A 24491-nucleotide genomic window follows, 5' to 3' on the forward strand; every position below is an offset into this window, starting at 1 on the left:
AAGGAGCCAAGCATAGGCTAGACCATCATAGCTCTTTTACAGAAAGTGAGGGAAAGCCGTGCGTGTCTCTAATGTAACGGTCAGAAAACGGCTTTTATTGGCATTAAGTGTTGGTTTAGTTGTGTTTCTGATCATTGGCATTCGCTTAGCCTATGTTCAATTCGGACAAGGCGTGTGGTTAACAGATAAGGCAGAGGAGTCTTGGGGAAGGGATATTCCGTTTGAACCAAAACGAGGTGATATCTTAGATCGAAATGGTGTGGAGTTAGCTACTAATGTTAGTGCACCATCTGTTATAGTCTTTCCTCGTCAAATTATTGATCCAACTGATGCTGCGGAAAAGCTGGCGTCGGTGCTTAAGGTGGATCGTCAGAAAGTATACGAAGATTTAACGAAAGATGAATCGAACGTTTGGCTTCGTCCAGAAGGGCAAAAGCTCTCGCAAGAAAAAGCACAAGAAGTGCGTTCACTTAATATTGCAGGAGTGTATATAGCTGAGGACTCTAAACGTCATTATCCGTTTGGGAGCTATCTTTCCCATGTGCTCGGCTTTGCGGGTATTGATAACCAAGGTTTAACAGGGCTTGAGAACTATTACGATGAACATTTAAAAGGGGAAAAAGGGCATGTTTCGTTTTTCTCCACAGCTAAGGGCACGAAAATGCCGAATCTAGCTGATGAGTACGAAGCCCCGATTAATGGCTTAAATTTGAAATTAACGATTGACAGTCGGGTGCAAACAATTGTGGAACGTGAACTGGATATTGCCGAGGCAAATTATGATCCTGATGGTGCGATTGCGATTGCGATGAACCCAAATACGGGCGAAGTATTAGCAATGAGCAGCAGACCTCATTACAATCCAGAAAATTTTCGCGAAGTTCCTGCTGAGATTTACAATCAGAATAAACCGGTATGGATGCAGTATGAGCCTGGTTCAACCTTCAAAATCATTACATTAGCAGCGGCGCTTGAAGAAGGTGTTGTTGATTTAGAAAATGACCACTTCTATGATCCTGGTTATGTCGATGTAGCAGGGACGAAACTCCATTGTTGGAAAAAGGGCGGTCACGGTTCACAAACGTTTTTGGAGGTTGTCCAAAATTCATGTAACCCTGGCTTTGTAGAACTTGGTCAACGCCTCGGAACAGAGCGATTATTTAACTATATTGAAGACTTTGGCTTCGGATCAAAAACGGGAATTGATCTTCAAGGAGAAGCGCGCGGAATTTTATTTAACCGAGACCGGGTAGGTCCGCTTGAACAAGCAACAACAGCCTTTGGTCAAGGGGTTGCCGTCACGCCACTTCAGCAAGTCGCAGCCGTTTCCGCCGCTGTAAACGGGGGCTATCTCTACCAGCCTTATTTAGCAAAGGAATGGGTTGATGATGAGACGGGTGAAATTGTTGAGCAAATATCTCCCGTCATGAAGCGTCAAGTTATTTCGTCAGATACATCTGCCGAGGTCCGCTATGCAATGGAAAATGTAGTCGCAAAAGGTTCAGGGAGAAATGCTTATGTAGATGGCTATCGAGTCGGCGGAAAAACTGGAACAGCGCAAAAAGCAAAGGATGGGCGTTATCTGGAAAACAACCATATTGTTTCGTTTATTGGTGTCGCGCCAATGGATGATCCAGAAATAATCGTTTATGTAGCGATAGACAATCCGAAAGGGACATTGCAGTTTGGTAGCGTTGTTTCGGCACCGATTGCTGGAAAAATTATTGGCGACAGCTTGGAAGCGATGGGTGTGGAGAAGCGAGAAGGTCAAATTGAAAAAGAGTTACAGTGGAATGAAGAACCGTTAGTAGAAGTACCAGATTTAATTGGGCGAACGCGCAAAGACATACACGAATCCCACTATGAATTGCTGTTAAGCACTTCCGGTGAAGGGGATGTTGTACTCCGTCAAGCACCTGAACCTGGAACTCGAGTTGCAAAAGATTCAACAATCCGCGTATATATGGGTGACAAAACAAGCGAGAGCGACTAAAATGAAGACGTGTGTTTTTTAATCTTTGTTCATCGCGCTTGTGATGGATTGTTGAATTTTGGAGGCAATAAAATGAAATTAATCGAATTGCTTCAGGACCTTAGAGGCATTACCCCCGTTAAAAAAGAAGAAGAATTAATACAGATTGAGCATTTAGAGATGGATTCCCGGCTTGTTGAAAACAACACATTGTTTTTCTGTATAAACGGCTACACTGTCGATGGACATGATTTTGCCAAGATGGCGCAAGAAAAAGGCGCGGTTGCCATTATTGCAGAACGTCCATTGCCTCTCTCCATTCCGGTTATTGTTGTTCCGGATACAAAGCGGGCAATGGCTAAGTTAGCAAACCGCTTTTATGACGAACCAACTAAAAAGCTACAACTAATTGGGGTGACGGGGACAAACGGAAAAACGTCCGTCACCCATATCCTTGATCAGATTTTTAGAGACGCTAATCAGAAAACAGGCTTGATTGGAACGATGTACACAAAAATTGGTGACGAGGTTATTGAAACGAAGAACACGACGCCAGAATCATTGGTATTGCAGCAACGGTTCCATTCCATGCATGAGCATGGTGTTGAAACAGCTTTAATGGAGGTCTCTTCACATGCGCTTCATTTAGGCAGAGTAAGGGGCTGTGATTTTAATACCGCTATTTTCACAAACCTAACGCCAGATCATATTGATTATCATGAAACGATGGATCACTATTTATATGCAAAGAGTTTATTATTCTCTCAGCTTGGAAACACCTATGAAGGAAAATGTGCCATTATCAATGCAGATGATCCAGCGAGTGATCGCTTAATTCACATGACGACAGCTGATATCATCACGTATGGTATGAAGAAAAAAGTAGATGTTCAAGCTAAAGATGTCAAAGTTACGGCAGCAGGAACATCCTTTAAACTCGTCGTGTTCGGTGAATCAATTCACGTTCAGCTGAAGTTAATTGGTTTGTTTAATGTTTACAATACGCTAGCCGCCGCTGCTGCTGCGTATAACTCAGGTCTGACACTTAAGCAAATTAAAGGAAGCCTCGAACAGCTAACAGGAATTGCTGGCCGTTTTGAACCAGTTGATGCGGGTCAAGATTTTACCGTTATTGTTGACTATGCTCATACACCAGACAGCTTGGAAAATGTTCTTCAGACTGTGCAAGAGTTTGCTGAAAACCAAGTTCGCGTTGTTGTAGGCTGTGGTGGTGATCGGGATGCTTCGAAACGTCCAGTTATGGGCAGAATTGCTGTTCAATACGCAGACGAAACGATTTTCACATCGGATAACCCCAGGACAGAAGAACCAAGCGCGATCCTTGCAGACATGACGGCTGCGCTTGATCAAGATCAGTATCAGATGATTGAAGATCGTAAGTTAGCAATCGAATATGCAATTAAACAAGCCCAGCCTGGTGATATTATCTTGATTGCGGGTAAAGGCCATGAAACGTATCAAGAAATCGGCAGAGAGCGGATTCATTTTGATGATCGAGAAGTAGCTCAAGCGGTTTTAAAGGAGCGAGTCCAATGAGCATACATTCACGTATAATTGAACCTCTAGCGAGTCGAGTACGCTTAACGAATCAGGAAATAGAATTTCGTGGCGTTACAACGGATTCAAGAAAGCGCGTCGAGCAAGCGTTGTTTATCCCATTAGTTGGCGAGCGGTTTAATGGCCATCATTATGTAACGGGTGCCATTGAAGCGGGTGCGGTTGCATCCTTATGGCAAGAAGATGAGCCTGTGCCGACTAATCTTCCGGCTGATTTCCAGTTATACTTTGTAGCAGATACGTTAGACACACTGCAACAGTTGGCAAAGGTTTACCGGAAACAGGTTGATCCATTTATTATTGCCATTACTGGTTCAAATGGAAAGACAACAACAAAGGACATGGTTTACACCGTTCTTGGTGGAAAAGGGTATGTTCACAAAACGGAAGGGAACCTTAACAATCACATAGGGATGCCGTTAACATTACTAGCGATGCCGTCCGATTGTCAGTTTGCTGTAATCGAAATGGGCATGAATCATTTTGGCGAAATAGAAAAATTGTCCAAAATTGCTGAGCCAAATGCAGCGATTGTGACCAATATCGGTGAAGCTCATATTGAGTTCTTAGGGTCACGAAAAGGAATTGCAAAAGCGAAAATGGAGATTGTTGAAGGGCTTATTAAGGAGCATTGGGTGCTCGTTGACGGAGATGAGCCGTTACTTGACGCATATATTATGCCAGAGAAGAAGTCGGTTGGCTTTGGAGATCAAGTGTCAGAGCCAATTACAGATCTTCAAGCAACTGAGAGCGGGTATTCATTCTGTTTTGCTGGTTATGATGGCTGGTCGCTGCCAATGCTTGGCAAACATAATGTGAAAAATGTCGCTTACGCCATCTGGGTTGCTCAGCAATTAGGGATTGATAACGAACAAATAAATAGTCGCTTACAATCATTAAAAGTGAGTGGGATGCGTCTTGAACAAGTTAGTGGACCAAATGGTTCGTTGTTTGTAAATGATGCGTACAATGCGAATCCAACATCTATGATTGCCGCAATTAAAACAATTGAAGAGATGACGCATTATCGTGACCGTGTTCTTGTGCTCGGCGATATTTATGAGCTTGGGACGAATGAGAAAGAGCTACATGAGAGCATTGCTGAAGGAATTAACGATTCGTTTAAGGCTGTTATTTGTGTCGGAGACAAAGCGCGTTGGATATACGATGCGATTGAACGTAAGCAGCTTCAATCTCTTAAACTATATGAAGTGCAGTCTGTAGAAGATGCAGCGCATTACTTAAAACCCTATTTAAATAAAGACACCGTTGTATTGCTAAAAGCCTCTCGTCGTCTTGAGCTGGAGCAAGTGTTATCGGCTGTCAATGAAGGAGGCCATTAAAAAATGGAAGAATGGACGTTATTATTCGTTCTCCTTCTCTCGTTTGCGGCAGCAGTTATTTTATCACCTCTATTTATTCCCTTTTTAAGGCGTTTAAAGTTTGGTCAGAGCATTCGAGAAGAAGGTCCGAAATCGCATCAAAAGAAAAGTGGAACACCGACAATGGGTGGAATTGTCATCGTCCTCTCAATTTTATTAACCTCTCTTGCAATTGGATTCGGTTTTTCAGAATTCACAATGGAGCTGGTGCTCTTAATGCTTGTTACGATCGGTTATGGTCTAGTAGGTTTCGTTGATGATTATTTAAAAGTAGCTAGAAAGCACAACCAAGGCTTGACGTCGAAGCAAAAGCTAGTTGGTCAATTAGTTATTGCCGGGCTTTTTTATCTTGGATTGCTCAACATTGGTTTAGATACATTTGTTTCGATACCAGGTACGGAACTTGGTTTAGAACTAGGCTGGTTTTATCCAATCTTAATTATCGTCATGCTACTTGCGGGGAGCAATGCCGTTAACTTAACCGACGGATTAGATGGACTTCTTGCAGGTACAGGAGCAATTGCATTTGGTGCATTTGCTATTGTCGCTTGGAGCACGGGGTATATTGACGCTGCTTTGTTCTCAACTGCGATCACTGGTGCAGTATTAGGCTTTCTCGTTTTTAATGCTCATCCTGCTAAAGTCTTTATGGGTGACACCGGTTCGCTGGCGCTCGGAGGGGCGATCGCGGCGATTGCAATTTTAACGAAGATGGAGCTTATGCTTATTATCATTGGCGGTGTATTCGTTATTGAAACACTTTCCGTTATCATTCAGGTTATCTCTTTCAAAACAACAGGAAAACGAGTCTTTAAAATGAGTCCACTTCATCACCACTATGAATTATCTGGCTGGTCTGAATGGCGCGTTGTTGTAACGTTCTGGATGGTTGGAATGGTCTTTGCGATCATGGGAATTTATATTGGAGTTTGGTTAACATGAAGCAACTAACGGAATTTCATCAGAAAAAAATACTTATCTTAGGCTTGGCCAAAAGCGGCGTTGCAGCAGCAACAATGATGCATAGGCTCGGTGCCAGCGTAACGGTTAATGACAGTAAAGAACGTTCAGAAAATGATGAGGCGAGCCAACTTGAAGCGCTAGGTATTCGGGTTGTAGCAGGCGGTCATCCACTTTATTTACTTGAAGAAATCGATCTATTAATTAAAAATCCAGGAATTCCCTATCAAAATGTTCTTGTGAAGGAAGCGACCAGTCGTGGTATTCCCGTATGGACGGAAGTGGAGCTTGCGTACCGCATTTCCGAGGCTGAGATGATTGCGATAACTGGTTCCAATGGTAAAACGACGACAACCACTTTAATCGTTGAGATGCTTGAGAATAGCAAACGTAAACCGCTAGTCGCCGGAAATATTGGGACGGTAGCGACGGATGTTGCTAAAGTTGCAACGGCAAATGATGTTATCGTAGTCGAATTATCTAGTTTTCAATTAATGGGAACAGAAGCCTTTCGACCAAAGATTGCAGTTTGGCTGAACATCTTTGACGCTCATTTAGATTATCATGGGACGCGTGATGATTATGTTGCAGCTAAGGCGAAAATCATGCAAAATTTATCAAAAGATGAAACACTGGTATACAATGCTGATGATGTAACGGTTGCTGAGGCAGCTAAACATACTGATGCAAAACTTGTTCCTTTTTCAACAAAAGAAAAGCTGACGAACGGTGCTTATCTTGACCAAGGAAAGATTTATTTTCAAGAAGAGGTCATTATCGAGCTAAATGAAGTTGTTTTACCTGGGGCTCATAATGTTGAGAATATGCTTGCTGCTGTTGCTGCTGTTAAATTAGCAGGTGGAACAAATAAACAAATTCAGCATGTGTTAAAAACGTTTAAAGGCGTGAAGCACAGATTGCAATTTGTTGGTGAATGGCAAAATCGCCTCATTTATAACGATTCAAAAGCAACGAATATACTCGCGACTAAAGCGGCGTTATCGGCTTTTACTAAACCAATCGTATTAATTGCGGGTGGACTTGATCGCGGCAATGAATTTGATGAGTTACTGCCTGATTTTTCTCATGTTGAGGTGCTTGTAGCTTTCGGACAGACGAGAGAAAAGCTGGTTTCCTTAGGAGAAAAAGCAGGTGTTACCATCATTGAGGCAGATAATGTCGAAGATGCTACAAAAAAAGCGTTGGCTGGATCTACCGAGGGACAAGTTATCTTGCTTTCACCAGCTTGTGCGAGTTGGGATCAATACCGTTCATTTGAAGTACGGGGAGATGCCTTTTTAGAAACAGTACAACGTGCCACGAAAATAAAATAATCGTTATCAAGGCTTGCTGGTAAACAGCAAGTCTTTTTTTGTGGACATGTTTTATAAGCCCAAGACATATAGTGGAGATAGATGTCTTATATGTTGAGGTGGATGATGGATAAGCAAAAAACAGCGCCAGATTATATTTTGCTTCTTGCGACACTCGGTTTACTGACGATTGGGCTTATTATGGTCTATAGTGCGAGTGAAGCTTGGGCTGCTTATCGATTCGATGATGCTTGGTTTTTTGCAAAACGCCAACTATTTTTTGGATCAATTGGTGTTCTATTAATGTTGTTTATTACTCGCATTGATTACTGGACTTGGAGAACGTACTCAAAAGTAATTCTTATTATATGTTTTATTTTACTTGTTTTAGTTTTAATTCCAGGTGTAGGGCTAGTAAGGGGCGGAGCAAGAAGCTGGATTGGTGTCGGTGCATTTTCAATTCAGCCCTCGGAATTTATGAAAATTGCCATGATCGTTTTCTTGGCCAATTATTTAGCTGTCCACCAAAAAAGGATCGTTTCGTTTAAAAAAGGACTTTTGCCAGCACTTAGTTTTGTGATGATTGCTTTTGCGATGATCATGCTACAGCCAGACCTTGGAACTGGCTCGGTCATGGTGGGAACTTGTGTAGCGATGATTTTCATCTCAGGAGCAAGAATCAAACATTATCTTTTTTTAATGCTACTTGGTATCGGAGGATTTGTAGCTTTAATTATAAGTGCTCCTTATCGTATTCAACGGATTACATCGTTTCTAGATCCATGGAGTGACCCACTAAACAGTGGATTTCAAATCATTCAATCGCTCTTAGCCATTGGTCCAGGTGGGCTAGTTGGTATGGGCTTAGGGGAAAGTAGACAAAAATATTTTTATTTACCGGAGCCGCAAACCGATTTTATCTTTGCAATACTGGCTGAAGAAATGGGTTTTTTAGGTGGCTTGATTGTGCTTCTATTATTTTCAATCGTGTTTTGGCGCGGAATACGTATTGCCTTAGGGGCACCCGATATGTTTGGAAGTTTACTTGCGGTTGGAATAGTGACAATGATTGCGATTCAGGTAATGATAAATATTGGTGTTGTTACAGGTTTAATGCCCGTTACAGGTATCACATTACCTTTGCTTAGTTACGGAGGATCTTCCCTCACTTTAATGCTTATGTCAATAGGTGTTCTCTTAAATATAAGTCGTCATGCAAGATAGAGAGTGATAGGTACACTCTCTTTTTTTGTTTTAACTAGAGTAAAACAGGATTTTCATGCTAGAATGAAGAAAATTAGATAGAGAATGACGTTTATGTTTATGAACAAGAGGGAATGGAAATAAGTCATGGAAATGTTTGATCCGCTGAAGATTCATGATATTGGTTTAGTTTGGAGGAAGAAATGTGAGTCGAGATGAAAAAGTTGTTTCGGTAAGCGAACGAATCCCGACCTTACAGGAAAAGCGGAAACGCAAGGCTAACCGACGTTTATTAGGATTTGTAATCCTGTTTTTTTCTTTGCTCGTGTTGCTTGTTTATTTCCAAAGTCCGTTAAGTGAAGTAAAGACCATTACAATAACTGGTAATCAATTAGTGACTGATGAAGTTATTTTAGATGAAAGTGGACTTGAAGAAGGTTTGAACATTTGGAATTTAGCAGAAGCAGATCGTGTGGAACGTCTTGAACAGACAACAGAAATTCAAGAGGCTACAATTGAACGAAAGCTGCCATCAACGGTTGTTGTCAACGTGACAGAGTATCCGCGCGTTGGGTATGTATCTACTAAAGAAGGGTATTTTCCCCTTTTGCAAAATGGGAAAACGCTTGATCCAGTTCAAAACAATCAGCTCGCAGGAGATGCACCTATCTTGACACAATTTGGAGAACAAGAAGAATTATTAGCCCTTCTAGGTGAAGAGTTAATTCATACTGCTCCAGAAATTGTTAACCGCATTTCAGAAATTGTATTTACCCCAACAGAGCAAGCGCCAGAAGAATTAACGCTCTATATGAACGATGGGACAGAAGTTCGCACTGAAATTCGTTCATTCGCGACTTACATGCAACCTTATCCACAAGTTCATGAAGAGCTTGATTCAGTTGAAGGCGGGGTATTATATATGAAAATGAGTCCCTATTTCAAAGAAAATGAGATCAATCAAGAGTAGGCATTTTGATCGATTTTTGCGGTTGAGTGGTGTGTGAAATCAAGGTTAAAGGCATCGTTGAAGTGCATCGTGTCCCGCTTGGACAGTTTCATTTTCGAGAATATGAAACAAATAATGTAAAACAGCGGAAGGTTTTGTCTTTTCACCTTTCGCAACTTGGTGTAGACTAAAGCTTAAGAGTCTTAAAAAGCTCCTGTACATAAGACGTTATAAGAATTAGAGGATTCTATTAGAGCTTGTTGAATACTTGTTATGTAATGAAAATATGAACTCGTGCTGAAAACACCATGACTGTGCAGATGAGGAGGTGCCATTGGTGAGTAATGAAACATATGTAAGTTTAGATATTGGAACATCATCCGTAAAAGTAGTTGTTGCGGAAGTTGCTGGAGGCTCAATTAATATTCTTGGCGTCGGCAGTGTTCCTTCAGAAGGAATCCGCAAGGGAGCAGTCGTTGATATAGATGAGACTGTTAAATCAATTAAGCGAGCGGTTGATCAAGCTGAACGCATGGTCGGTATTCGAATTGAGCAAGTTGTTGTAGGTGTAAACGGTAGTCATGTTGAGTTAACGCCTTGTCATGGAGTAGTCGCGGTTTCGAGCAATGACCGAGAGATCGGTGTTGAGGATGTTCGGCGTGTACTTGATGCTGCGCAAGTTGTCTCGGTCCCACCAGAGCGCGAAATTATTGATGTGATACCAAAGCAATTTATTGTTGATGGGTTAGATGAAATTACAGATCCTCGGGGAATGATTGGCGTTCGCTTAGAAGTAGAAGGAACGATGATTACGGGCTCAAAAACCGTTCTACACAACGTATTACGCTGCGTTGAGCGCGCAGGATTGTCCGTTGCTGAAATTTGCTTAAACTCTCTTGCAGCTGGTTCTGTTGCCGTCTCCAAAGACGAAAAAAGCTTAGGAGTATGCGTTATTGAAATTGGTGGTGGTTCAACAACTGTTTCGGTATTCGAACAAGGGGCTTTAGCCGCCATGTCCGTCCTACCAATCGGTGGAGACCATATTACCAATGATCTTGCTGTTGGTCTTAAACTAACAACAGAGGAAGCCGAAAGAGTGAAATGCAAGCATGGACATGCATTTGTAAATGAGGCATCATCTGAAGAGCAAATTACAATTCAGAAAATCGGCTCAAACGAAAGAGAGACGATTACGCAATTAGAGCTTGCTACAATTATTGAACCGAGAGTCGAAGAAATTATTGAAATGAGCGCAAAAGAACTTGTGCGCCTTGGTTTTAGACAATTTCCAAGTGGTTTTGTACTTACTGGTGGAGCGGTTATGCTTCCAGGTGTGTTAGAACTGACAAAAGATATGCTTGAAGGTAACATCAGAGTAGCGATTCCAAATTACATAGGTGTACGTGAACCTAGATATACAGTTAGCATTGGGTTAATTCACTTTGCTCATAAAAATGGGCGTGTTCAAGGCAAAGAAATTGCAGCGGCATTTTCACTTGCTGATGGACAAAGTGAACCCGAACCACAGGTAACGAAAAGAAGTAAGCGACAAGAAGTAAAGCAGGAAGCGAAGCAGCCTGAAGAAAAAAAAGAATCAAAAGTGAAATCGTGGTTTAAAACGTTTTTTGACTAAATACGATAAAGCTGTTAGCCAGCCTGGTTAGGGGGATTTGAAATGTTTGATTTTGAAATGGACATGGAGCAATTGGCTCAAATAAAAGTAATAGGTGTTGGAGGCGGCGGCTCAAATGCGGTAAATCGCATGATTGAGAACGGTCTTCAAGGTGTCGAATTTATTGCTGTTAATACGGATGCACAAGCGCTTCATCTATCTAAAGCGGAAAAAAAGCTTCAGTTAGGTGGAAAGTTAACAAGAGGGTTAGGCGCAGGAGCAAATCCAGATATAGGTAAAAAAGCAGCGGAAGAAAGCAGAGAGCAGTTAGAAGAAGTTCTTGCTGGTTCTGATATGGTCTTTATTACAGCTGGAATGGGTGGCGGAACGGGTACCGGAGCAGCCCCAGTTATTGCCGAAGTTGCAAAGGAACTTGGCGCGCTTACGGTTGGTGTTGTGACACGTCCCTTCTCTTTTGAGGGCCGTAAGCGTCAAAACCAAGCGATCTCAGGTATTGGAGCATTAAAAGAAAAGGTCGATACGCTTATTGTGATTCCAAACGATCGTTTACTTGAAATTGTTGATAAAAATACACCGATGCTTGAAGCTTTCCGCGAGGCAGATAATGTCTTGCGTCAAGGTGTACAAGGTATCTCTGATTTAATCGCAACGCCAGGTCTAATTAACCTTGATTTTGCTGATGTGAAAACGGTGATGAGTGAAAAAGGCTCTGCGCTTATGGGAATTGGTATTGCTACTGGTGAAAACAGAGCTGCAGAAGCTGCCAAAAAAGCGATCTCAAGTCCGCTTCTTGAAACGTCGGTTGACGGAGCTCAAGGTGTGTTAATGAATATTACTGGTGGAGCGAATTTAAGTCTTTATGAAGTACATGAAGCCGCTGAAATCGTTTCTGAAGCATGTGATGAAGAAGTGAACATGATTTTCGGCTCCGTTATTAATGAGAACTTAAAAGATGAAATCATTGTAACGGTTATTGCAACTGGTTTTGAAGAATCAGGAGAAAAGAAGCCGTCTGGCGTGAGTCGTCCTGCTTCGCAAAAACAAGTTTCACCGAAACAAGATGAACAGAAGCGTTCAAATGAATCCCGTCAGAAACCGCAACAACCGGAAGAACAACCGGATACACTTGATATTCCGACGTTCCTACGAAACCGTCGAAATCGTTAATTGAAAAGCTACCAACCTAGTGGTCTAAAGACTGCTAGGTTTTTTTGTGTTTAAAAGAAAAATTTTTATGTAAAAAATAGCAGATCATAGGCAAATAATCGTTTCATTTTAAAGCATAAAAAGAAAACATAAAAAGGGACAGTGTTTGCTAAAAGTTATCAAAATAACAGGCTTGTTTATGCCAGAAACTGACAGACTTTCTTTCTTGTATCTACTATACTGGATTTCAACAGTGTAGGAGGAACAGATATGACGGTTTATTTAGATTTAATCTGGTTGCTTAACGTGAGCATTGACTACTTATTGCTGGCGGGCACTGCACTGTTGCTAAGACGAAAACTTCAACAATTTCGACTTATCAGTGGAGCCTTTTTTGCATCTCTCGTTGTTTTTTTTATGTTTTCACCCTACGTCACCCTGTTCATGAATCCACTCGTTAAGTTACTTTATTCATGTCTAATTGTTTATATCACTTTTGGTTACAAACGCTTTACTTATTTTATCCAAAGCTTGTTTGCCTTTTATTTTATTACCTTTGTTACTGGCGGCGGGTTGTTTGCCATGCATTACTTCTTTCAAACAGAAGTAGATTTGTTGTCGCTCTTGCCAGCGCATGGTCTCGGTGGAAGTGCAATTAGCTGGTTATTTGTTGTACTTGGCTTCCCGCTTATCTTTCTTTTTAGTAAGCAACAAGTAAACCACTTTCAAATCAAAAAAATGAATTCGGAACAATTAGCAGAGGTTCAGATTCAAATTGCTAGTGCTACTTTATCTTTGACAGGATTAGTGGATACAGGCAATCAATTAAAAGACCCGATTACCAAAACACCGGTTATGATTATTGAAGCTTCGTTGCTTCACCCTTTTTTTGGAAAGAAAGCAGTAGAAGATATCATGAAGTTTACAGCAGAGGATGAGTCGACTCTATTAATGAATCGCGTGAGAATTATTCCGTTTAAGGCGATTGGACAGAACGATCGTTTTATTGCAGCGCTTAAGCCAGACCAAGTTACGATCACGCATTCTGATGCTTCTTTTGAAGTGACGAATGTTTTGTTAGGTCTATATGATGAAAAATTGTCATCAGAAGATGCTTTTCAATGTATTGTTCATCCACAGTTAGTCATTCAATCTGCAGGTTAAAAAAGGGAGGATCTATACAATGATAAAAATGAAATGGAAGCTATTTGTCTACCGACTATTCAAAAAATTAGGCTTGAAAGAAGACGAGGTTTACTACATTGGCGGTAGTGAAGCGTTGCCCCCGCCATTATCGAAAGAAGAAGAGGCAGAATTGCTAAGTAAACTTCCAAGTGGAGATAACGCAGTCCGCTCCATCTTAATTGAACGAAACTTAAGGCTTGTTGTCTATATCGCAAGGAAATTTGAAAATACAGGGATAAATATTGAAGATCTGATAAGCATTGGAACGATTGGACTTATTAAAGCTGTAAATACATTTAATCCAGAAAAGAAAATTAAACTCGCTACATATGCATCACGCTGTATTGAAAACGAAATTCTCATGTATTTACGCAGAAACAATAAAACCCGCTCTGAAGTTTCGTTTGATGAACCGTTAAATATTGATTGGGATGGGAATGAGTTATTGTTATCAGACGTTCTTGGGACAGATGAGGACATTATTACAAAAGGAATTGAAGAACGGGTCGACCGGAAACTATTGGTCAAAGCACTTCATACACTCTCTAGTCGTGAAAAACAAATTATGGAGCTGCGGTTTGGTTTGACAGGCCGAGAAGAAAAAACACAGAAAGATGTTGCAGATATGTTAGGAATTTCACAATCTTATATTTCAAGGTTGGAAAAACGAATTATAAAGCGGCTGCAAAAGGAATTTAATAAAATGGTCTGAAGAAGAGGTGACTCTTCTTCTTTTTTTTGAAAAAAATTTTTATTTGCGATGTAACTGTGTGGTGACACGGTTGCTCGCTTTAAACTTCATATTTCTCAAAAAAACGAGTGCATAAATTATTTTTCCCAGGGAGATACTTTTTTTGACATCATCTTCCGTCTAGGGGGTAAGAATTTGACTCGAAATAAAGTAGAAATATGTGGCGTTGATACGTCCAAATTACCTGTGTTAAAAAACCTTGAAATGCGTGAACTATTTACGCAGTTACAATCTGGTTATGAACCCGCTAGAGATACCCTTGTTAACGGGAATTTAAGGCTTGTGCTAAGTGTCATCCAACGGTTTAACAACCGTGGAGAAAACGTAGACGATTTGTTTCAAGTTGGATGTATTGGTTTGATGAAGTCAATAGACAATTTTGACCTTGGTCAAAACGTTAAATTTTCAACCTATGCGGTTCCAATGATTATTGGTGAAATTAGAAGGTACTTACGCGATAATAATCCAATTCGAGTTTCGCGATCTTTAAGAGATATTGCTTATAAAGCACTGCAGGTACGTGATCAAATGATGGCAGAAAAAAAGCGAGAAAAAGAACCAACTGTGCAAGAGATTGCGGCTGTGCTAGATGTTCCAAAAGAAGACATCGTATTTGCTTTAGATGCCATTCAAGATCCAGTGTCCTTATTTGAACCGATTTATAATGACGGTGGTGACCCGATTTTTGTGATGGATCAAATAAGTGATGAGCGAAATAAAGATGTGAATTGGGTAGAGGAGATCGCTTTGAAAGAAGCGATGATTCGCCTAAACGATCGTGAGAAAACGATATTAAATATGCGCTTTTTTCAAGGAAAAACGCAAATGGAAGTTGCTGATGAAATTGGGATTTCACAAGCTCAAGTTTCTCGATTAGAAAAAGGTGCGATTCAGCAGATGAATAAACATATTGAATCATGAAAGAGCGGCCGTCAACAATTGTTGAACGGCTTTTTTGCTGTACATATATTCTAGTTAAAGAGCGCATATAGTAGCAATAACGAATAAGAGGAGGGTTACAATGATAAAAATTTCCGAACTATCTGCTAAGGATATTGTGAATATGGAGAATGGTAAACGTTTAGGGAATCTAAATGATTTGGATATTAATTTAAATACCGGGAAGATAGAAGCAATTATCATTGCAAATAATGGCAAGGTGATGCAATTACTCGGGCAACGGGATGCTCAAGAAACGGTCATACCGTGGAAGAATATTCTTAAAATAGGTTCTGATGTTATTTTAGTTGAACTTCCGAACCAATATAAAGCGGCAAGTACAACTAGTACGGAAACGGTGGTCAGAAAGTGAGCAAATCGATGAAATCATTTCTTTCTTGTAAGAGATTATGGTAAAATGAACGAATTAAGAGTATGCAAACAGGAGGAATGAAATTGAAGATAGGGCAGTGGCAACAAACAAGCGAACGTTTACTTACCAGTTCGGCTTTTGCTTCAATTGATCCTAACCTGTTTGTTGGCTTTTCAACAAGGTATGGCGGTGTGAGTCAAGCGCCATACCAATCCCTTAATTTAGGTCTTCATGTGGATGACAGTGAAGCGGATGTTGTTGAAAACCGAACACGTATTGCGAATGATAGTGGTTTTCCACTTCATGCTTGGGTAGGATCGGAACAAGTTCATGGGGCGAACGTTCTTGAGGTTCACTCTAGCGATCAAGGGAAAGGTGCAATGACTCTCGATTCAGCCATACCTGGAACCGATGGGCTCTATACAAGGGAACGAGGAATTTTACTAACAAGTCTTTATGCTGACTGTGTTCCGCTTTATTTTGTAGCGGATAGCCATTCGTTAATTGGCGTTTGTCATGCGGGATGGCAAGGCACTGTTAAACAAATTGGACGAACAATGCTGCTGGAGTGGCAGAGCAAATATGGAATTAAACCGGCCGATGTGCATGTATTGATTGGTCCGTCTATATCACCAGAACATTATGAAGTCAATCAACCTGTCATTGATCAAGTTGAGTCTGTTTTACCTTTGATGAATGAAAAGCCTTTTACGCAAACAAGGCCAGGTCATTATCTGCTTGATTTGCGTAAATTGAACCAAATGCTTTTATTAAATGAAGGCATTTTGAATGAACACATACATATGACGAAGGCTTGTACCTTTGTGGATGATACCTTTTTCTCGCATCGGCAAGCGCAAGGAAAAACAGGACGGATGATGAGCATGATCGGGTTTAAGAAGGATGAATAAATTGGATCAACAACAAGTAACGAATAACTTAGAGTATCTACGTACACGAATACAAGAAGCTTGCCAAAAAAGCAACCGTCATTTTTCGGAAGTAAAAGTAATTGCTGTTACGAAATATGTGACTGTAGAAACCGCTCAAAATGCGTTAGCGGCAGGTATTGAAGATATTGGCGAAAATCGCTTAGAAGGTTTGCAAGAAAAAGTGGAGTCGCTTGGAGTAAGACCCACGTATCACTTTATTGGCTCACTTCAATCGAGAAAAGTGAAGCAACTACCTGAAGAGTTGTCTTATATTCACTCTCTTGAGCGGACAAGCCTTGCAAAAGAGCTAGACAAACGTTTTAAAGAAAAGGAACAATTGATTAACTGTTTTGTACAAGTGAATGTGTCTGGTGAAGAGAGCAAGAGTGGTGTAAAGCCAGATGAGGTTTTGACATTTATTGAAAACCTAAAAACCTATCGCTCCTTACGTATAGTTGGTTTAATGACGATGGCTCCTTTTGTAGAAAATCCAGAACAAACGAGACCAATCTTTAAACAATTGCGGCAACTAAGAGATCAGGTACAGCTTGAGGGCTGGAGTCACGCACCCTGTAAAGAGTTATCAATGGGTATGTCAAATGACTTTGAAGTGGCGATTGAAGAAGGAGCAACATTTATCCGGATTGGTACATCTCTTGTCGGCAATGAAAAAATGTCTGGTTGAGGAGGCAAATCAATGGGGTTTAAGTCGAAGTTTAAAACTTACTTTAATTTAGATGATCATGTTGAAGAAGTCGAACGCTTTGTAGAAGAACCTGATCAAACGGAGGAGAGACCACCTTTGAAATCACAGCAAAAAGCAGCTGATACGAAAGATCAAAGCCAAAATGTCGTTAGTTTAAAAAGCGTTCAAAAAAACGCCAAAATGTTGTTAATTGAACCTCGCTCTTACGAAGAAACCCAAGATATCGCTGATCATTTAAAAAATCGTAAAGCGGTTGTTATTAACTTGCAACGAATTGATCGAGAACAAGCGCTACGAGTGGTGGATTTTTTAAGTGGAACGGTTTATGCTATTGGTGGAGACATTCAAAAACTAGGACCTAGTATTTTCCTTTGTACACCTGATAATGTGGAAATTACAGGTTCAATTAGTGACTTGGCAAATCAATTTTGATTAACTGAAAGTGGGTGAAGAAAAGTTAGATGGAAGAGTTAGTCGTTTTTCTTTTTACATTGCTTAGGTATGCACTAACGCTATATACGATCGCGATTTTTATTTACATTATCATGTCGTTTGTGGGTGGACGTGATTCTGCTTTTGGGGAGATGCTCGGTAAGTTGGTTGAACCGTACTTAGAAATTTTCCGTAGCTTCATCCCTCCAATTGGAATGATTGACTTATCTCCGTTAATCGCAATTCTATTATTACGGTTTGCGGGAACTGGACTAATTAGTTTACAGAACATGGTTCTTAACTGGTTGTTTTAAAAGATGTCAATGTATGAACATTTCAGACCCGAGGAACATTCGTTTATTGATCAAATGAAGACTGTTTATGAACAGGTAACGATGTATCACCAAACAAAGCTGACAGATTTTCTTGATCCACGTCAGCAGGATATTCTAGTCGCTATCATTGGAAAAGATGACGCTTGTGAGCTACAGTTTTATGGAGGGGCGGATGGATGTGAGCGAAAGAGAGCATCCATTCGTCCTGCTTACCTAAATGATGAACCGGTTGAGTGGAACATGACCTTCTTGAAAGCCTCATACTCAAGTAAATTTACAAGTCTCGCACATCGAGACGTTCTTGGTGCACTTATGAACACTGGCTTAAAGCGAGAAAAGTTTGGAGACATTGCCATTCATGATAACTATTTTTTAATTGCTTGTACGGATAATAGCGCAACCTATGTTCGAATGTCGCTTGAACAAGTTGGCAGAACGTCGGTTCAATTTGAAGAAATGGATCAGTTCGTTATGACTGAAGAAGATTGGACTGAAACAGAAATTCTGCTTTCGTCATTAAGGCTTGATTCGGTTATTGCTACTGTTTATGGTTTATCAAGAGGTAAAGCGGCAGAGGCAATTGTAAAAGGGCTTGTTAAAGTGAACTGGAAAAAAACTGAAAACACAGCATTTCGCCTGGACGCAAATGACTATTTATCATTACGTGGATATGGCAGAGGAAAAATAATAACTATAAATGGCACGACGAAAAAGGATAAATTAAAAGTTACTGTTGGAAGAAAACAGTAATAAGGATCGTGGTTTTTGCGAAATTTGTTGCTTTGTCTTGTTTTTTAGCAGGAATTTCTGTATTAGTGTCGAATGAATAGAGAAGTGACTAAAAGTATGTTTTGGAGGTGGCTGCGTTGCCTTTAACGCCGTTAGATATTCACAATAAAGAATTTACCCGCTCATTTCGCGGTTATGATGAAGACGAAGTAAACGAATTTTTGGATCAAATTATTAAAGATTATGAAGCTGCACTTAGAGAAAAGAAAGAGTTATTTGAACAAGTAAATTCACTTGATGAAAAACTTGCTCATTTTAACAATATTGAAGAGACGCTAAATAAATCGATTCTTGTTGCACAAGAAGCAGCTGATGATCTTCGTGGAAATGCGCAAAAAGAAGCACAGCTGATCATTAAAGAATCAGAGAAAAATGCAAATCGCATCGTAAATGAAGCATTAACCAAATCACGTAAAGTGATGATGGAAATGGAAGAGCTTAAGAAGCAAGCTTCTGTTTACAAAATGCGCTTTAAAATGTTAATTGAAGCGCAAATGGAAATGCTCCAGACTGATGATTGGGAGCAGTTTGCAGGCAGTGAAGAATTTGATGAAGAAGAATTATTAAAGGAACATGAGCAAAACTCATAAAACTGTGGAAACCATCATTTCGCTAAAAGCCGTTCAGAATCCGAACGGCTTTTTTGTTGGTTAGATTTTCAAGAGCAAAAAATAATAAAATGGTCATCCTATAAGTATTAAAGGGGGAAGAGCATGAAATTACCACTTAAACAATTGAAAAATGACCTACAAAATCGTAAACATGAATTAGAAAAACAAATGGACTGGTATCAGCATACGGCTGATCATGGTTCACAAGAGTTATCTCAATATGATAATCATCCAGCTGACAACGCTACAGACTTATTTGACCGTGAAAAAGATCAAGCACTGCATGACCATGTTAAAGTAGAATTAAATGAGACAATGAACGCTTTAGAAAAACTCGAACGTGGCACTTATGGCATATGTGAACAAACCGGACAGGCCATACCTGTTGAGCGACTTCTTGCAAACCCTACAGCACGAACTGTTATGGGGGCTGAGCCTAAATTTGAAGAGTATCGTCCAGTAGAGGAAGATGTCCTTAAAGGATTTGAACAGTATACAGACGACGACAAAGAGAATGAGACTGAATTTGATGGTGAAGATGCTTACCAAATGGTTGCCCGCTTTAATGATACTTCACCAGAATACGATGAAGAAACGGGAGATACAGATTTATACGGTTCCAATGGTGTCGAAGCATTTGAAGGGTTTCTTTCTACGGGAATTGACGGCTACCATGGCCCTGATAGTGTCCGTATTGAACAAAATGAACATTATAAATCTTATCGGGAAAGTGAAAAATAACGCCTAATCGTTGGGCGTTATTTCACGTTATCGACAGGGACTTTTGCCAAGATATATGCTACACTTAGCATAATCTAAACTGGAGGATATAGAATGGCATACATAATAGCATTAATCATTATTGCGTTTGACCAATGGACAAAATGGCTTGTTGTCGATAATATGATGATTGGTGAAAGTATAACGGTGATTGAAAACGTATTGTCGATTTTCTCGCATCGTAACAGCGGTGCTGCTTTCGGAATTTTACAAGGTCAGATGTGGTTATTTTATATTATTACCATCGTTATGGTCGGTGTCATTATTTATTTAATACAGACAGAGGCGAGAAATCATACGTTGTTAAAATGGGCACTGGGACTTGTTTTAGGAGGAGCGATTGGAAACTTTATTGATCGTGTATTTAGGCAAGAAGTGGTCGATTTTATTGATACATTTGGAAATTTCCCGATCTTTAATATTGCGGACTCCGCTTTAACGATTGGTGTTGGATTGTTTATTATTAACTTACTTTTAGAAGCTAGACGAGAAAAAAGGAGCAACAATTAAATGGAGTCATGGGTAGTAGAAGAAACACAAAAAAATGAGCGTATTGATAAACTAATTGTCGCACTGCACGAGCAGGCGTCACGAACGCATGTGCAAAAATGGATCAATGATGGTGCTGTTACCGTGAATGGACATGTTGTGAAATCAAATTATAAAGTACAGCAAGGCGATCAAATTGAACTTGATGAGCCTGCGCCAGAAGAAATTGAAATTAAACCTGAAAACATTCCATTAACCGTTGTATACGAAGACTCGGATGTCATTGTCGTTAATAAACCGAGAGGGATGGTTGTTCATCCTGCCCCTGGACATTACACGGGGACACTGGTTCATGCTTTGTTGTTTCACTGCAAGGACTTGTCTGGAATTAACGGTGAGATTCGTCCGGGTATAGTTCACCGTATTGATAAAGATACATCAGGCTTAATTATGGCTGCTAAAAATGACCATGCACATGAACAGTTATCGAAGCAGCTAAAAGATAAAACAACTGGGCGGCAATACAAAGCCATCGTTCACGGTGTTTTATCGCATACAAAGGGGACGATTGATGCTCCTATTGGACGCGATCAAAAAGATAGACAAAAAATGGCCGTCACTCATATGAACAGTAAGGCTGCCGTTACTCATTTTACCTTAGAAGAAACGTTTAACGAATATAGCTACGTGACGTGTGAACTCGAAACGGGAAGAACGCATCAATTACGCGTTCATTTTAATTATATTGAGCACCCAATTGCTGGTGATCCAAAATACGGTCCAAAACGCACGCTTGATATATCCGGACAAGCTTTACATGCGGAAACCTTAACATTTGTTCATCCTAGATCTGAGGAGAAAATGGCTTTTACAGCACCGGTTCCAGCTGATATGCAACGCTTGCTAGATGAATTAAGAGATTCGCATTGACAAAAACCGCGGGAACAAGCATAATGAAGAAAGAATAAAACGTCCTTTAAGAGTGGTCCAGAGAGGCTATCAAGGAGTCGGAGAAATGGGTTAGCTATGCCCAAATCCCTAACTGCCCTCTTACTGGACAGTTAGGGATTTTTTTGTAAGGAGGGACCTCATTTGTCACGAATGATATTAGACGAAGATGCGATAAGGCGAGCTATTACCCGCATGTCTCACGAAGTGATTGAGCGGAATAAAGGCGTAGAAAATTGTGTTCTTGTTGGAATTAAGACAAGAGGTATTTATCTGGCAAATCGTTTAGCGATGCGAATCAAAGAAATTGAAGGTCAAACTATCCCAGTTGGTGAAGTTGATATCACGATGTATCGCGATGACCTAACGCCAAAATCTAGTCAAGGTGATCCTGTTTTACAAGGAACGGATATTCCAGTTGATATTAATGGACGAACCGTTATTCTAGTCGATGACGTATTGTATACAGGGCGCACCGTCCGCTCTGCGTTAGACGCATTAATTGATCTTGGTCGACCTGCGTTAATTCAGCTAGCTGTTCTAGTAGACAGAGGACACCGTGAGTTACCTATACGACCTGACTATGTTGGAAAAAACGTACCAACGTCTAAAAAAGAACGGATCTCAGCACAACTTGTGGAAGTAGATCACAAAGATGAAGTAACAATACAATAAATCCTCTTTAAAAACAGTCCAGAGAGGCTGGCAAGAGGAGAGAATGCAAAGGACCTACGTGTACCTTCTGCTTCTTTCTTGCCGCCTTCTGTTGACGCAGAAGGCTTTTTTTATCGGGAATTTGAACAAAAGGAGCAGAAAGAATGAACCAAACAAACATGAGATTAGGCATCAAAGAAATACCACGCGCAGATCAATGGCTCTTTTTTAGCCTGCAACATTTATGCGCCATGTTCGGTGCGACGGTACTTGTACCGTTCTTAGTAGATATGAGTCCGGCAACCGCGCTTTTATCAAGCGGTCTCGGGACGCTGGCATTCATCTTAGTTACAAAAGGTCAGGTACCAGCTTATCTTGGATCATCATTCGCGTTTATAACTCCGATTATATCCGCACAAGCACTAGGCGGTGTTGAGGGAGCGATGATCGGAAGTTTCTTTGCCGGACTAATTTATGGGATTGTTGCGCTAATCATAAAAGGGGCAGGAACAGGCTGGATAACAAAAGTTCTTCCGCCAGTTGTTGTTGGTCCTGTTATCATGGTCATTGGTCTTAGTTTGGCAACAACCGCCATTAACAATGCCATGTACTTACCTGGTACGCCAACTGGTGAAGATCCAGTATACAGTTTGATCCACATTGCAACAGCAGGGATAACACTTGGTGTGGCGGTCATTGCGACGATGTACTTTAAGGGGTTTCTTAACTTAATACCAATTTTGCTAGGACTGCTTGCCGGTTATGGATTTGCACTATGGCAAGGCTTAATTGATCTCTCTCCTATACGAGAAGCAAGCTGGATCGCCTCGCCTGAACTGATCGTACCATTTGTAACCTATACACCAAGTGTGAACTGGGCGATTGTGGCGATTATGGCACCTGTTGCTTTAGTTACACTAGCTGAACATACAGGTCAATTAATGGTGTTAAGCAAAGTAGCAGGTAAGAACTTTCTAGAAAAGCCAGGTATGCACAGAACGGTAATGGGGGATGGAATTGCGACAATGATTGCAGCATCCATTGGAGGACCTCCAAATACCACCTATGGTGAAAATGTAGGTGTTGTTGCCATAACACGAGTGTTCAGTGTGTTTGTTGTAGCGGGAGCTGCCGTGTTAGCCATTATCTTCTCCTTTGTTGGTAAAATTGCTGCGGTGATTGACTCAATACCTGTAGCAGTGATGGGCGGCATCTCAATTCTCTTATTCGGAATCATCGCTTCAGCTGGTGTGCGGATGCTAGTTGATAACCGAATTGATATGGGGGAGAAACGCAACATGGTCATCGCATCAATTATTCTAGTGATTGGAATTGGTGGTGCCATTGTACGCTTACCAGGGTTTGAAATTGCCGGAATGTCGTTAGCGACAATTATTGGTTTGCTTCTTCATGGAATCTTACCTAATCGTAAAGTCAGTTATGGAAACAATGAAATGTTTGACGAAAAGATAAACTAAACATCGTATTCAATTTTAAGGAGGCAGATCATATGGGTGTGCATATGTTTCAAACGCGACCAGTTGGGCTTCATACAATGAGTGAACTGAGCGTGAGGGATGTACAACAGTTGCTTGATCAAGCAGAGGCGTTTTCAAAAGGTGACAAGTGGAAGCCGAAAACACAATCCTTTGTCGCAAATCTTTTTTTTGAAGCTAGTACGAGAACGCGCTTTAGTTTTGAAATTGCTGAACGTAAATTGGGACTTGAAATTCTCCAATTTGATGGCGATCACTCAAGTATAAAAAAAGGAGAAAGCCTTTATGACACAGCGCGTACATTGGAATCAATTGGAGCAGATGCGCTAGTTATCCGTCACTCTCAAGATGCCTTCTTTAATGAGTTAAAAAACATTTCAATACCAATAATCAATGCTGGAGATGGTTGTGGAAATCACCCAACCCAATCCCTGCTTGATTTGTTAACGATTAAGCAAGAATTTGGTCTGTTTCAAGGGTTAGCAGTGACGATTGTTGGTGATTTGCATCATAGTCGGGTTGCGCGTTCAAATGCTGATATTTTAACTAGGTTAGGTGCGATTGTCACAATTGCTGGTCCAAGAGAATGGATGGGGGATTTTCACCAATCATACCGCTACATCTCCATTGATGAAGCAGCGAGACATGCTGATATTGTGATGCTGCTGCGCGTTCAGCACGAGCGCCATAGTCAAAGGGATTCTTTTTCAAAAGAAATGTATCACCAATCATATGGATTAACGAGAGAGCGCGAGGCTCTCATGCCACGATCAAGTATTATTATGCATCCAGCCCCAGTAAATCGCGATGTGGAAATAGCGAGTGAACTTGTAGAATGTGCACGCTCACGGATTTATAAACAAAGTGCTAATGGCGTAGCTGTACGCATGGCTGTTCTAAAAAAAGCATTAGAAGCTTAATTCATTCTTGGAGGC

At 40.7% G+C, this 24491-nt stretch carries 25 protein-coding genes; all 25 read left to right on the forward strand.

The window, feature by feature from the left end:
* The first annotated feature begins 58 nt into the window (after positions 1-58).
* Positions 59-1993, forward strand: coding sequence for a stage V sporulation protein D (locus JOC54_RS03735; RefSeq protein ID WP_204464554.1), 1935 nt, complete (start codon positions 59-61; stop codon positions 1991-1993).
* 72 nt (positions 1994-2065) lie between these two features.
* Complete coding sequence (locus JOC54_RS03740) at positions 2066-3529, forward strand: UDP-N-acetylmuramoyl-L-alanyl-D-glutamate--2,6-diaminopimelate ligase (protein ID WP_035440542.1); 1464 nt, start codon at positions 2066-2068, stop codon at positions 3527-3529.
* Positions 3526-4893 (forward strand): UDP-N-acetylmuramoyl-tripeptide--D-alanyl-D-alanine ligase, encoded by a 1368-nt coding sequence (locus tag JOC54_RS03745; protein ID WP_204464556.1) that lies wholly within the window; start codon positions 3526-3528, stop codon positions 4891-4893. The genes JOC54_RS03740 and JOC54_RS03745 overlap by 4 nt, the downstream gene beginning before the upstream one ends.
* Before the next feature lie 3 nt (positions 4894-4896).
* A complete protein-coding gene (gene mraY, locus JOC54_RS03750) occupies positions 4897-5874 on the forward strand; it encodes a phospho-N-acetylmuramoyl-pentapeptide-transferase (RefSeq protein ID WP_035421775.1) in 978 nt (325 codons plus the stop codon).
* Positions 5871-7226 (forward strand): UDP-N-acetylmuramoyl-L-alanine--D-glutamate ligase, encoded by a 1356-nt coding sequence (gene murD, locus JOC54_RS03755; RefSeq protein WP_204464558.1) that lies wholly within the window; start codon positions 5871-5873, stop codon positions 7224-7226. Before mraY ends, murD begins: the two co-directional genes overlap by 4 nt.
* 105 nt (positions 7227-7331) lie before the next feature.
* Entirely contained in the window at positions 7332-8429 is a 1098-nt protein-coding gene (gene spoVE, locus JOC54_RS03760) for a stage V sporulation protein E (RefSeq protein ID WP_035421779.1), read from the forward strand.
* 184 nt (positions 8430-8613) lie between these two features.
* Positions 8614-9378: a cell division protein FtsQ/DivIB gene (locus JOC54_RS03765; RefSeq protein WP_204464561.1), complete on the forward strand. Its 765-nt coding sequence runs from the start codon at positions 8614-8616 to the stop codon at positions 9376-9378.
* 313 nt (positions 9379-9691) lie between these two features.
* Complete coding sequence (gene ftsA / locus JOC54_RS03770; protein ID WP_204464563.1) at positions 9692-10990, forward strand: cell division protein FtsA; 1299 nt, start codon at positions 9692-9694, stop codon at positions 10988-10990.
* A 42-nt stretch (positions 10991-11032) separates the two neighbouring features.
* A complete protein-coding gene (gene ftsZ, locus JOC54_RS03775) occupies positions 11033-12157 on the forward strand; it encodes a cell division protein FtsZ (RefSeq protein WP_035421783.1) in 1125 nt (374 codons plus the stop codon).
* 249 nt (positions 12158-12406) lie between these two features.
* Complete coding sequence (gene spoIIGA, locus JOC54_RS03780; protein WP_204464565.1) at positions 12407-13300, forward strand: sigma-E processing peptidase SpoIIGA; 894 nt, start codon at positions 12407-12409, stop codon at positions 13298-13300.
* A 19-nt stretch (positions 13301-13319) separates the two neighbouring features.
* On the forward strand, positions 13320-14033 hold the full coding sequence (sigE, locus tag JOC54_RS03785; RefSeq protein WP_035421784.1) for an RNA polymerase sporulation sigma factor SigE: 714 nt from the start codon (positions 13320-13322) through the stop codon (positions 14031-14033).
* Positions 14034-14207: 174 nt separating this feature from the next.
* On the forward strand, positions 14208-14993 hold the full coding sequence (gene sigG, locus JOC54_RS03790; RefSeq protein WP_035421787.1) for an RNA polymerase sporulation sigma factor SigG: 786 nt from the start codon (positions 14208-14210) through the stop codon (positions 14991-14993).
* A 100-nt stretch (positions 14994-15093) separates the two neighbouring features.
* Entirely contained in the window at positions 15094-15384 is a 291-nt protein-coding gene (locus JOC54_RS03795; RefSeq protein WP_204464568.1) for a YlmC/YmxH family sporulation protein, read from the forward strand.
* 83 nt (positions 15385-15467) lie between these two features.
* Positions 15468-16295 (forward strand): peptidoglycan editing factor PgeF, encoded by an 828-nt coding sequence (gene pgeF, locus JOC54_RS03800; RefSeq protein ID WP_204464578.1) that lies wholly within the window; start codon positions 15468-15470, stop codon positions 16293-16295.
* Position 16296: 1 nt separating this feature from the next.
* A complete protein-coding gene (locus JOC54_RS03805; RefSeq protein WP_239586566.1) occupies positions 16297-17001 on the forward strand; it encodes a YggS family pyridoxal phosphate-dependent enzyme in 705 nt (234 codons plus the stop codon).
* A gap of 12 nt (positions 17002-17013) precedes the next feature.
* The gene (locus JOC54_RS03810) at positions 17014-17454 is read left to right on the forward strand and encodes a cell division protein SepF (RefSeq protein ID WP_035421791.1); all 441 of its coding nucleotides are present in this window, start codon (positions 17014-17016) and stop codon (positions 17452-17454) included.
* Between the two features lie 29 nt (positions 17455-17483).
* Complete coding sequence (locus tag JOC54_RS03815; protein ID WP_054792316.1) at positions 17484-17768, forward strand: YggT family protein; 285 nt, start codon at positions 17484-17486, stop codon at positions 17766-17768.
* Between the two features lie 3 nt (positions 17769-17771).
* Positions 17772-18539 carry a YlmH family RNA-binding protein gene (locus JOC54_RS03820; protein WP_239586567.1) on the forward strand — a complete coding sequence of 256 codons (768 nt, stop codon included), beginning with the start codon at positions 17772-17774 and terminating at the stop codon, positions 18537-18539.
* Positions 18540-18655: 116 nt separating this feature from the next.
* Complete coding sequence (locus tag JOC54_RS03825) at positions 18656-19168, forward strand: DivIVA domain-containing protein (RefSeq protein ID WP_035421794.1); 513 nt, start codon at positions 18656-18658, stop codon at positions 19166-19168.
* A 123-nt stretch (positions 19169-19291) separates the two neighbouring features.
* On the forward strand, positions 19292-19930 hold the full coding sequence (locus tag JOC54_RS03830) for a TraR/DksA C4-type zinc finger protein (protein ID WP_204464587.1): 639 nt from the start codon (positions 19292-19294) through the stop codon (positions 19928-19930).
* A gap of 93 nt (positions 19931-20023) precedes the next feature.
* Entirely contained in the window at positions 20024-20479 is a 456-nt protein-coding gene (gene lspA / locus JOC54_RS03835; RefSeq protein WP_035421797.1) for a signal peptidase II, read from the forward strand.
* Positions 20480-21388 carry an RluA family pseudouridine synthase gene (locus JOC54_RS03840; RefSeq protein ID WP_035421800.1) on the forward strand — a complete coding sequence of 303 codons (909 nt, stop codon included), beginning with the start codon at positions 20480-20482 and terminating at the stop codon, positions 21386-21388.
* A gap of 171 nt (positions 21389-21559) precedes the next feature.
* Positions 21560-22081 (forward strand): bifunctional pyr operon transcriptional regulator/uracil phosphoribosyltransferase PyrR, encoded by a 522-nt coding sequence (gene pyrR / locus JOC54_RS03845; RefSeq protein WP_157683985.1) that lies wholly within the window; start codon positions 21560-21562, stop codon positions 22079-22081.
* 143 nt (positions 22082-22224) lie between these two features.
* Positions 22225-23538, forward strand: coding sequence for a solute carrier family 23 protein (locus tag JOC54_RS03850; RefSeq protein WP_204464589.1), 1314 nt, complete (start codon positions 22225-22227; stop codon positions 23536-23538).
* Between the two features lie 32 nt (positions 23539-23570).
* Positions 23571-24476, forward strand: a complete 906-nt coding sequence (locus JOC54_RS03855; RefSeq protein WP_239586568.1) for an aspartate carbamoyltransferase catalytic subunit — start codon at positions 23571-23573, stop codon at positions 24474-24476.
* Positions 24477-24491 lie beyond the last annotated feature (15 nt).

The organism is Shouchella xiaoxiensis (assembly GCF_016907895.1).
GTDB classification, from domain to species: domain Bacteria; phylum Bacillota; class Bacilli; order Bacillales; family Bacillaceae_D; genus Shouchella; species Shouchella xiaoxiensis.